This window comes from Actinomycetes bacterium (assembly GCA_035489715.1).
In the GTDB taxonomy this organism is placed as follows: domain Bacteria; phylum Actinomycetota; class Actinomycetes; order JACCUZ01; family JACCUZ01; genus DATHAP01.
In genome coordinates, this window is sequence record DATHAP010000044.1 from 20,088 (window position 1) to 30,153 (window position 10,066).

The 10,066-nt window shown below is 73.3% G+C and carries 12 protein-coding genes and 1 tRNA gene; 11 read left to right on the forward strand and 2 right to left on the reverse strand.

Annotated features, from left to right (window positions below):
* From VK640_03845 to VK640_03855, 3 genes are read left to right on the forward strand one after another with little or no spacing between them, the layout of a single operon-like run.
* Positions 1 to 504, forward strand: coding sequence for a DUF501 domain-containing protein (locus VK640_03845; GenBank protein HTE72321.1), 504 nt, complete (start codon positions 1 to 3; stop codon positions 502 to 504).
* Complete coding sequence (locus VK640_03850) at positions 501 to 1,427, forward strand: Ppx/GppA phosphatase family protein (protein HTE72322.1); 927 nt, start codon at positions 501 to 503, stop codon at positions 1,425 to 1,427. Before VK640_03845 ends, VK640_03850 begins: the two co-directional genes overlap by 4 nt.
* A complete protein-coding gene (locus VK640_03855; protein ID HTE72323.1) occupies positions 1,424 to 2,068 on the forward strand; it encodes a GNAT family protein in 645 nt (214 codons plus the stop codon). Before VK640_03850 ends, VK640_03855 begins: the two co-directional genes overlap by 4 nt.
* A gap of 3 nt (positions 2,069 to 2,071) precedes the next feature.
* Here VK640_03855 and VK640_03860 read toward each other — a convergent pair whose 3' ends face one another.
* Complete coding sequence (locus VK640_03860; protein HTE72324.1) at positions 2,072 to 3,046, reverse strand: GNAT family N-acetyltransferase; 975 nt, start codon at positions 3,044 to 3,046, stop codon at positions 2,072 to 2,074.
* Positions 3,047 to 3,281: 235 nt separating this feature from the next.
* Between VK640_03860 and VK640_03865 the strand changes: the two genes are divergently transcribed.
* The 8 genes from VK640_03865 to VK640_03900 all read left to right on the forward strand — a co-directional run bounded on the left by VK640_03865 (position 3,282) and on the right by VK640_03900 (position 9,443).
* Positions 3,282 to 3,956, forward strand: a complete 675-nt coding sequence (locus VK640_03865; protein ID HTE72325.1) for a dienelactone hydrolase family protein — start codon at positions 3,282 to 3,284, stop codon at positions 3,954 to 3,956.
* Between the two features lie 64 nt (positions 3,957 to 4,020).
* Entirely contained in the window at positions 4,021 to 4,722 is a 702-nt protein-coding gene (locus VK640_03870; protein ID HTE72326.1) for a uracil-DNA glycosylase, read from the forward strand.
* A 3-nt stretch (positions 4,723 to 4,725) separates the two neighbouring features.
* Positions 4,726 to 6,057, forward strand: a complete 1,332-nt coding sequence (locus VK640_03875; GenBank protein ID HTE72327.1) for an NAD(P)/FAD-dependent oxidoreductase — start codon at positions 4,726 to 4,728, stop codon at positions 6,055 to 6,057.
* Between the two features lie 83 nt (positions 6,058 to 6,140).
* On the forward strand, positions 6,141 to 7,388 hold the full coding sequence (locus VK640_03880) for a cyclopropane-fatty-acyl-phospholipid synthase family protein (GenBank protein HTE72328.1): 1,248 nt from the start codon (positions 6,141 to 6,143) through the stop codon (positions 7,386 to 7,388).
* A 1-nt stretch (position 7,389) separates the two neighbouring features.
* Complete coding sequence (locus tag VK640_03885; protein ID HTE72329.1) at positions 7,390 to 7,908, forward strand: ACT domain-containing protein; 519 nt, start codon at positions 7,390 to 7,392, stop codon at positions 7,906 to 7,908.
* Complete coding sequence (locus tag VK640_03890) at positions 7,905 to 8,432, forward strand: peptide deformylase (GenBank protein ID HTE72330.1); 528 nt, start codon at positions 7,905 to 7,907, stop codon at positions 8,430 to 8,432. Before VK640_03885 ends, VK640_03890 begins: the two co-directional genes overlap by 4 nt.
* A 34-nt stretch (positions 8,433 to 8,466) precedes the next feature.
* Positions 8,467 to 8,543, forward strand: a tRNA-Leu gene (locus VK640_03895).
* Positions 8,544 to 8,654: 111 nt separating this feature from the next.
* Entirely contained in the window at positions 8,655 to 9,443 is a 789-nt protein-coding gene (locus tag VK640_03900) for a Bax inhibitor-1/YccA family protein (protein ID HTE72331.1), read from the forward strand.
* A gap of 75 nt (positions 9,444 to 9,518) precedes the next feature.
* Here VK640_03900 and VK640_03905 read toward each other — a convergent pair.
* Positions 9,519 to 10,066 (reverse strand): TIGR03557 family F420-dependent LLM class oxidoreductase (locus VK640_03905; GenBank protein HTE72332.1); only part of this gene is annotated, 548 nt, incomplete at its 5' end.

Consider the following 10,066-nt stretch of genomic DNA (forward strand, 5'->3'; position numbering starts at 1 on the left):
GTGACCGAGGGCGTCCCCGCCGCGGACCTCGACGCCGTCGGCCGACAGCTCGGCCGTGAGGCCCGGGGCGTACGTCGCGTGGCGCACCGCTGTCCCTGCGGGTCGCCGGACGTGGTCGAGACTGTTCCGCGGCTCCCGGACGGCACGCCCTTCCCGACGCTCTACTACCTCACCTGCCCCAAGGCGGCGGGGGCCGTCGGGACCCTCGAGGCGGGCGGCACCATGCGGGAGATGACCGAGCGGCTCGGGTCGGACCCCGACCTGGCCGCGGCCTACCGGGCGGCTCACGAGCGATACCTAGCCGCCCGCGAGGCGGTCGACGAGGTGCCGGAGATCGCCGGCGTGACCGCGGGCGGCATGCCGGACCGGGTCAAGTGCCTGCACGTGCTGGTGGCCCATGCCCTGGCCGAGGGGCCCGGCGCCAACCCGCTGGGGGACGAGGCCCTGGCCGCCCTGCCCGCGTGGTGGCGCAGCGGGGCCTGCGTCGAGCCGGCGGACGCATGACCCGGGTGGCCGCCGTCGACTGCGGCACCAACTCGATCCGGCTGCTGGTCGCCGACGTCGACCCTGCTGCCGGCACGCTCGCCGAGGTCGACCGGCGGATGGAGATCGTGCGGCTCGGTGAGGGCGTCGACCGGACCGGGGTGCTGTCCCCGGCGGCACTCGCACGGACCTTCACCGCGTGCGACGCCTATGCCGAGCTGATCAGGTCGACCGGTGCCGAGCGTGTCCGGTTCGTCGCCACCTCGGCCTCGCGCGACGTCGACAACCGGGACGAGTTCGTCGCGGGCGTGCGTCACCGGCTGGGTGTCGACCCGGAGGTCGTGACCGGCGACGAGGAGGCGCGGCTGTCCTTCGCCGGCGCGACGCGCGAGCTCCTGGCCGGGTCGGACCCGCGGCCGTTCCTCGTGACCGACATCGGCGGTGGCTCCACCGAGCTCGTCCTCGGCGACACCGACGTGACCGCCGCGCGGTCCGTCGACGTGGGCTGCGTGCGGATGACCGAGCGCCACCTGCACGACGACCCGCCGACCGGCCAGCAGGTGGCAGCGGCGCGGGCCGACGTCGAGGCCGCGGTCCGGCACGCCGGCGGGACCGTCCCACTGGCGGAGGCACGCACGCTGGTCGGCCTCGCCGGGTCGGTCACCACGGTGGCCGCCATGGCGCTGGACCTGCCGACGTACGACCGGGACCGGATCCACCACTCGCGCATCTCCGCCGGCGACGTGCACGACGTGGCGCGACGGCTGCTAGCGATGACCCGGGCAGAGCGCGCCGCGCTGCCCTTCATGCACCCCGGCCGGGTCGACGTCATCGGCGCCGGGGCGCTGGTGCTGGCCGTGGTCCTCGAGAACGTCCGGGTGGACGACGTGCTGGTCTCCGAGCACGACATCCTCGACGGCATCGCCTGGAGCCTGGTGACGTGACGCACCCGCACTGGCCGCTGCTGGACCTGCACATCACGGTCGGAGAGCTCGAGCTCCGACCGCTGGTCGAGGACGACCTCGCCGAGGTGGTGCGGGTGCTGCCGGCCGACCTGGAGCTCGACCCGCACGCGACGCGCTTCTCCGTGCCGGACGGCCTGCACCGCGCCGTGGTGGTGCACATGGAGTACTGGCGGTCGTACGGCACCTGGAAGGTCGACGCCTGGCGCTTCCACCTCGCGGTGCGGCGCGACGGCGAGCTGCTCGGGCTGCAGGAGCTGGAGGGCAACGACTTCCCGACGCTGCGCACGGTCGACACGTCGTCGTGGCTGGTGCCCGAGGTGCGCGGCTCCGGCCTCGGCAAGGCGATGCGTCGGGCCGTGCTGTCGCTCGCCTTCGACCACCTCGGCGCACTGGCGGCCGTCACCTCGGCCTGGCACGACAACCACGCCTCGCTCGGTGTCTCGCGGTCGCTCGGCTACCGGCCGAACGGCGTGTCGCTCATGGCGCGCGAAGGCCCGGACGAACGCGTCGACACGCTGGTGCACCTGCGCATGACGGCCGCGGACTGGGCGGCGAGCGGTGGCAGCCGGGGCGTCAAGGTCGAAGGTGTCGACGCGTGCCGGCCGTGGTTCGGGGTCTAGGAGTCAGTAGCCGATCCGGCGGTGCAGCCGGTAGAAGGACGGCCGGAAGCCGAGGCCGGTCCAGGCCCGGGACGACAGCAGGTTGGTCGCCCGCCAGTCGCTGACCGCCGAGGTGAAGCCGGCGTCATGGATCCAGCCGAGCACCGCCTCGCCGAGGGCACGACCGGCGCCCAGGCCGCGGGCATCGGGCAGCACCGAGGCGTAGCCGAGGAAGCCGGCGTGCGGCGGTCGGGTCAGCCCCGCATGGCCGCTCGACTTGTCCAGCGAGCACGCCGTGGCGGCACCGACGACCCGCCCGGCGTGCTCGACCACCACGTGCCAGAAGCCGTCGTCGCCCCCGGCGTCGAAGGACTGCTCCCACTCGGCGACGGCCTCGTCCACCGTGAAGGCCTCACCGGCGGCGAAGGTCGGAGCCAGCAGCTGGTGGGCGGGCAGGGCGACGTCGAGCTCGGCGAGCACCGGGACGTCCTCGGGCCGCGGTGCGCGGACCACGAGGTGCGCCGGCGGGGGCGGCGTGGTGCCCGGGACCTCGCGGATGCCGTGGACGTGCTGCTGGCCGAAGCCGAGGCGGAACCACGCGTCCACGAGCGCGGTGTCGTGCGCGGGCACGATGGCGTACTGCGCCTCCCAGCCCTGGTCCGCCCAGGCCGGTGCGGCGGCGGCGTAGAGGTCGCGGACCGTCTCGGCCTCGCGGACCGCGTGCCCGGCCGGCTCGACCCAGACGTTCGGCCCCCACGACGCCTGCTCGCGGTGGCCGCCCAGCAGGTAGCCGGTCAGCTCGTCCCCCTCGACCGCCGCCGCGCCGGTCGCGCCGGCGTCGAGCAGCGCCGCCACCTCGGCCCGGGCCGTCGACGGGTCCTCGTACCGCTCGTCGAACATCGGCTCGACACGGCACAGGGCGCCGTGGCGTGCCGCCAGCAGCCGGCCCGCGGCGTCGAGGTCGTCGGGAGTGAACGGGCGGGTCGTCAGGCGAGGCACGGCCGAGCACCGTACGACGGCCGTCCCGGCAGCGCCACAGCGTTTCCCCGATGAAGCGCCTGCGCCGTCAACGTCGCGCGGGCGGCGCAGCATGACGCGCGGGGGCTGCCGCCCCACCTGGAGGGCTTACCCCGCTGGTGTAGCCGGGCGCCCAGCGTGGAATGGTCGGTCGTGCGCCCGGCCGACGGTCCGGCGCGTCCGGCGACGACGTCGAGGAGGCCCGCCCGTGGGCGAGATGGTGACCTTTCCGAGCAACGGGGACAGCTGCGACGGCTACCTGGCCGTCCCGGAGTCGGGCAGCGGCCCGGGCGTGATCGTCGTCCAGGAGTGGTGGGGTCTCGTCGACCACGTCAAGGACGTGGCCGACCGGTTCGCCACGGAGGGTTTCGTCGCCCTCGCCCCGGACTTCTTCCACGGCGCCACGACCGATGAGCCCGACGAGGGGCAGCGCCTGCTCATGGGGCTCGCCATGGACCGGGCGGCCAAGGACATCCAGGGAGCGGCGCAGTACCTCGACAGCCGTGACGAGACCACCGGCAACGGGGTCGGCACCGTGGGCTTCTGCATGGGCGGCTCGCTCGCCCTGTGGAGCGGCGCGCTCGCCGACGAGGTCAAGGTCGCGGTCGGCTTCTACCCCGCCGTGCCGTGGGAGAAGATGTCGCCGACGTGGGGCAGCTACGGCAACAAGTCCGCGATGATCCATGCCTCGGAGGAGGACGGCACCTCGCGCGCGGAGGGCATCCAGACCGCGGTCAAGGGCATCCAGGAGGCCGGCGGCGACGTCGAGGTCTACGACTACCCGGGCTCGCACCACGCGTTCTTCAACGACCAGCGGCCTGAGGTCCACGACGCCCGCCACAGCGAGAAGGCCTGGCGACGCACCATCGACCTTCTCAAGTCGCGGCTCTGAACGTGCCCGCGCCGCGGTGACGGCACCGGTCGCGGGGGGTCCCGGCGACGTCCAGGCGTACGCCCTGAGGTCGCCCGACCTGCGCCACCTCGAGACAGCTGTGACCGGGTGCCGCGCCTGTCCGCGGCTGGTGGCCTGGCGCGAGCAGGTCGCCCGCGAGAAGCGCCGGGCCTACGCCGACGAGACCTACTGGGGCCGTCCGATCCCCGGGTGGGGGGCAGACCGGCCGACCGTCCTGGTGGTCGGCCTGGCGCCGGCTGCGCACGGCGGCAACCGGACCGGTCGCATCTTCACCGGCGACCGCAGCGGCGACTGGCTCTTCGCCTCGCTGCACCGGGTGGGACTGGCCGTCCTGCCGACGAGCACGCACGCCGGCGACGGCCAGGCCCTCGTCGGCACCCGGATGGTCGCAGCGGTGCGGTGCGCGCCGCCGGACAACAAGCCGACGCCCGTCGAGCGCGACACCTGCGCGCCGTGGCTGGACCGGGAGCTCGAGCTGGTCCTCCCCGGGCTGCGGGTGGCCGTCGCCCTGGGCGCCTTCGCGTGGCAGGCGCTGCTGACGGCGCTGGCCCGCCAGGGGCTGCCGGTGCCTCGCCCGCGGCCCCGGTTCGGCCATGCCGCCGAGGTCGCGGTCGGCCCGCTGACGGTGCTCGGGTCCTTCCACCCGAGCCAGCAGAACACCTTCACCGGCCGCCTCACCGCGCCCATGCTGGACCAGGTGCTGGGGCGGGCTGCACATCTAGGAAGCGGCGGTTCTACGCTCTGAGCCATGGTCAACACGGCGGCCTCCAAGGAGCGCACCCGCATCCTCGTCGTAGGAGGCGGATACGTCGGCATGTACACCGCTTTGCGTCTCCAGAAGCGGCTGAAGAAGGAGCTGCAGGACAAGACCGTCGAGGTCATCGTCGTCGACCCACGGTCGTACATGACCTACCAGCCGTTCCTCCCCGAGGCCGCCGCAGGGAGCGTCGAGCCCCGCCACGTCGTCGTCCCGCTGCGGCGGGTGCTCGACAAGTGCGAGGTGCTCACCGGCCGGGTCGACTCGGTCGACCACCGCCGCAAGGTGGCCCGGATCCACCCGGTGCGCGGCGAGGCCTACGACCTGTCCTACGAGGTCATCGTCCTGGCGCCCGGCTCGATCGCACGCACGCTGCCGATCCCCGGTCTCGCCGAGCAGGGCATCGGCTTCAAGCAGGTCGAGGAGGCGATCGCGCTGCGCAACGCGATGCTGGAGAAGCTCGACATCGCCACCACCGTCACCGACCACGCGGCCCGGCGGGCCCTGCTGACCTTCGTCTTCGTCGGCGGCGGCTACGCCGGCATCGAGGCGCTGGGCGAGCTGGAGGACATGACCAGCTACGCCACGCGCTACTACCCCGACCTGTCGAAGGGTGACATCCGCTTCGTGCTCGTCGAGGCGTCGAACCGGATCCTGCCCGAGGTCGGTGAGGACCTCGGCCGCTACACGGTGGAGCAGCTGCGACAGCGCCGGATCGACGTGCGGCTGGAGACCCGGCTGGAGTCCTGCGTCGACGGGCACATCGTGCTCTCTGACGGCGAGGAGTTCGATGCCGAGACGGTGGTCTGGACGGCCGGGGTCAAGGCCAACCCGATGCTCGCGGCGACCGGCATGCCGGTCGACGACAAGGGCCGGCTCAAGTGCTACGCGGACCTGCGGGTGGAGGACACACCGGACGCCTGGTCGGCGGGCGACTGCGCCGCGGTGCCCGACCTGACCGGCCCGCCGGGTGCCATGTGCAGCCCCAGCGCCCAGCACGCGGTGCGCCAGGCGAAGCAGCTCGGCGACAACATCTCTGTCGTCCTGCGCGGCCGCACGCCGAGCTCCTACGCGCACAAGCACGTCGGCTCGGTGGCCTCCCTCGGCATCTACAAGGGCGTCGCCCAGGTCTACGGCATCAAGCTGCGTGGCTTCCCGGCGTGGTTCATGCACCGCACCTACCACGTGAGCCGGGTGCCGACCTTCAACCGGAAGGTCCGGGTGGTCCTCGACTGGACCTTGGCCCTGTTCTTCAAGCGGGACGTCGTCGCGCTCGGGTCGCTGCAGCGGCCCCGTGAGGAGTTCAGCGAGGCGACCCGATGAGGCTGCGCAGCCGGACCCAGCGGGCCGCCGACGGCCAGCTCGCGGGCATCGGCATCGCGGACGCCCTGCTCCGGCTGCTCGAGATGGTGCTCGCCGCCGAGCCGACGATCCGGGTGCGCGCCTGGGACGGCTCCGAGGCCGGGCCGGCCGACGCACCCGCCGTGGACGTGCGCTCGCCAGACGCCGTGCGGTACGTCGCGCAGGAGCCCAACGAGCTCGGCCTGGCCCGTGCCTACGTCGGCGGCCTGATCGACTTCGAGGGCGACGTCTACGACATCCTGCGTGCGCTGCCCTTCCACGACGACGAGCACCAGCACGCTCGCACCCTGACCGTGCGGCAGAAGGCGGAGCTCGCGACCGTCGTGGCCCGGACTGCCGGCGTGGGCCGGGCGCCGGCGCCCCCTCCCGAGGAGGCGGTGGTGTCAGGCCGGCGGCACAGCAAGGACCGCGACCGCACCGTCGTCACCCACCACTACGACGTCGGCAACGACTTCTACCGGATCGTGCTGGGCGAGTCGATGGTCTACTCCTGCGCCTACTGGCGCGCGGCCGACGACCCGGCGTACGGGCTGGCGGACGCCCAGCGCGACAAGCTCGACCTGGTGTGCCGCAAGCTCGGCCTGCACCTGCCCGGGCCGCACCGGCTGCTGGACGTCGGCTGCGGCTGGGGCTCGCTGCTGCTGCACGCCGCGACCACCTACGACGTCGCTGCCGTCGGCATCACGCTGTCGGAGCCGCAGGCCCGGCTGGCCCGCGAGCGGCTGGCAGCGGCCGGGGTGGGCGACCGGGTCGAGGTGCGGGTCCAGGACTACCGCGACATCGACGACGGCCCCTACGACGTCATCTCCAGCATCGGCATGGCCGAGCACGTCGGCGAGGAGGCCTACACGGAGTACGCCGCGAAGCTGCTCACGCTGCTCGTCCCGGGCGGGCGGCTGCTCAACCACCAGATCTCGCGCCGCCCGGGACCCAAGCGGGAAGGCACGTCCTTCATCGAGGCCTACGTCTTCCCCGACGGTGACCTGCTTCCGCTCGCGACCACCGTCGGCCGGCTCGAGGAGGTGGGCTTCGAGGTCCGCGACGTGGAGGCAATGCGCGAGCACTACGCGCAGACCTTGCGGGCGTGGGTGCGCAACCTCGAGGCGGGGTGGGACCGCGCGGTCGAGCTGACGTCGCCGGGGCGGGCACGCGTCTGGCGGCTCTACATGGCCGGGTCGGCGCTGGGCTTCGAGCGCAACCGGATCGGCGTGAACCAGGTGCTCGCGGTCAAGCCGCCGGCGGGCGGCGCGAGCGGCCTGCCGCACACCCGCGACTGGCTGGCGGGGTCCTGACATGGCGCTCCTCGCGGTGACCGTCATCGGTCGCGACCGGCCCGGCATCATCGCGGAGGCGACCGGTCTGCTGGCGGGTCTCGGCGCCAACCTCGAGGACTCGTCGATGACCTTGCTGCGCGGGCACTTCGCGATGGTCCTGGTGGCCAGCGCCGACGCCGCGACCGACCAGGTCGAGGCGGCACTCGCCCCCCTGGCCGCGGGAGGGGCACTGGACGTGGCCGTGCGCGAGATGCCGGTCGAGGACCCGCCCCGAGGCATCGGGGCGCCGTACCTGCTGTCCGTCCACGGCGGGGACCGGCCGGGCATCGTGTCCGCGGTGACCGCGGAGGTGGCTGCGGCCGGCGGCAACGTCACGGACCTGACGACACGGCTCTCCGGTGACCTCTACGTCGTGGTGGCCGAGGTGGACCTGGCGGCCGCGGCGGACGCCGGTGCGCTGGGAGCCCGCCTGGCAGCCGTCGGCGCGGAGCTCGGGGTGCAGGTGTCGCTGCGCCCGGTCGAGCCAGACCTGCTGTGAGGACCGGGGGCGGGCCGGCCGGCCGGGTGCTCCCGGTCGTCCGGGCACCGGCCGGCGTGCTGGCGCAGCCGTCGCCGGAGGTCGACGCGCTGGACGACGAGGTGACGGCGCTGGCCGCCGACCTGCTCGCGACCCAGCGGGTGTCGCCCGGCTGCGTCGGGCTGGCCGCCCCGCAGGTCGGTGTCGCCGCCCGGGTGTTCTCCCTCGACGTGACCGGCCACTCCAAGGCGCGGACCGTCCACGGCGCGTTCGTGCTGGTCAACCCGGTGGTCGAGCAGGCGACCCGGTGGGAGCGCGGCCGGGAGGGCTGCATGTCGGTCCCGGACCTGACCGGGGACGTCAAGCGGGCGACCCGGCTCGTCGTGACCGGCCTCGAGCCGGGCACCGGACGGCTGGTGCGGCTGGAGACCGACGCCTTCGAGGCCCGCGCCGTCCAGCACGAGGTGGACCACCTGGACGGCCTGCTCTTCCTCGACCGGGTGGCCGGCGCTCACGCGCTGCACGCCCGACGGGTCTACCTCTGACCGCCCGCCCTCGCCTACCCTCGGCTGACTGCCGGCCCCTGTAGCCCAACTGGCAGAGGCGCCCGCCTTAAAAGCGGGGTCATTGTGTGGGTTCGACTCCCACCGGGGGCACCCCACGCACCGCCGGGGGAGCGGGAACACCGCCCGCGCCGCGCCCGTTAGGCTGACGGCAGGACATCTGCACGCGAAAGGCGTGCCCGGAGCCCCTTGGAGGGACTTCTCATGGAGAGCCGGAACCCGGTCTTCAACCGCAGCGACGCGTTCTCGAGGCGCGGATACGCGACGTTCAACGAGACCACGGCTGCCGCGTCCACGGGGCAGCTCGAGGAGATGTACAACGCCCCGCCCGCGACCGGCGTCCAGACCGGCCGGATGACGATGGACGACGTCGTCATCAAGACCGGCCTGATGTTCGCCGTGCTGGTCCCGCTGGCAGCGCTCAACTTCTACCTGCAGAGCCCGCTGCTGACCTGGGGCGGCATGATCGCCGGCCTGGTGGTCGGTCTGGTCGTCTCGTTCAAGCAGTCGACCAACCCGGCGCTGGTGCTCTCCTACGCCGGCCTCGAGGGCCTCTTCGTCGGCGGCATCAGCGCGCTCTACGAGGACTTCTACGACGGCATCGTCGGCCAGGCGGTGCTCGGCACGCTGGCGGTCTTCGCGGTCGCCCTGTGGGCCTACAAGAGCGGCCGGGTGCGCGCGACGCCGAAGTTCCAGCGCGGCGTGCTCATCGCGATGGGCGGCTACCTGGTCTTCTGCCTGGTCAACCTCGGGGTGGTCCTCTTCACCGGCGACAGTCTGCGCAGCGGCTGGATGGGCATCGGTATCGGCCTGATCGCGATCACGATCGCCGCCGCGATGCTGATCCTCGACTTCGACTTCGCCGAGCAGGGCGTCAAGAACGGCCTCCCCCAGCGCTACTCGTGGCTCGCCGCGTTCGGTCTGGTCGTCACCCTGGTGTGGCTCTACATCGAGTTCCTCCGGCTGATCGCCATCCTGCGCGGGAGCGACTGACCGGCCCGCGCGACGTACGACAGGAAGGCCGCCACCCTCCGGGGTGGCGGCCTTCGTCGTCCCGCCGTCCTGAGGTCAGGCGTCGCGCAGGTGCGGGAACAGCTCCTTCTCGGCGAAGTCGAGGAACTCGCCCTGGTGCCCGCCACCGACCTGCACCAGCGCCACCTCGGTGAAGCCGGCGTCGGCGAAGGGCTTGAGCGCCTCGGCGATGGCAGTGGGGTCGTCACCGCAGGGGATGGACTGCGCCACGTCGTCGGGGGTGACGAACTGCGAGGCCGCGTCGAAGGCCGCGGTGCCCGGCAGCTCGGCGTTCACCTTCCAGCCGCCGCCGAACCAGCGGAACTGGTCGTGCGCCCGGGCCACCGCGGCGTCGCGGTCACGGTCGAAGCAGATAGGCAGCTGGCCGACCTTCGGCTTGCCCCTGCCACCGGCGGCCTCGAACTGCTGGACCAGCTCGGCCTCCGGCTCGACGGCCACCATCACGTCGGCGAGCTCGCCGGCGAGCTCGCAGGACTGCTTGCCCGAGACTGCGACGCCGATCGGCGGCAGCTCGTCGGGCAGGTCCCACAGCTTGGCCGAGTCGACGTGGAAGTGGCGGCCGCGGTAGGTGACGTAGCCGCCGG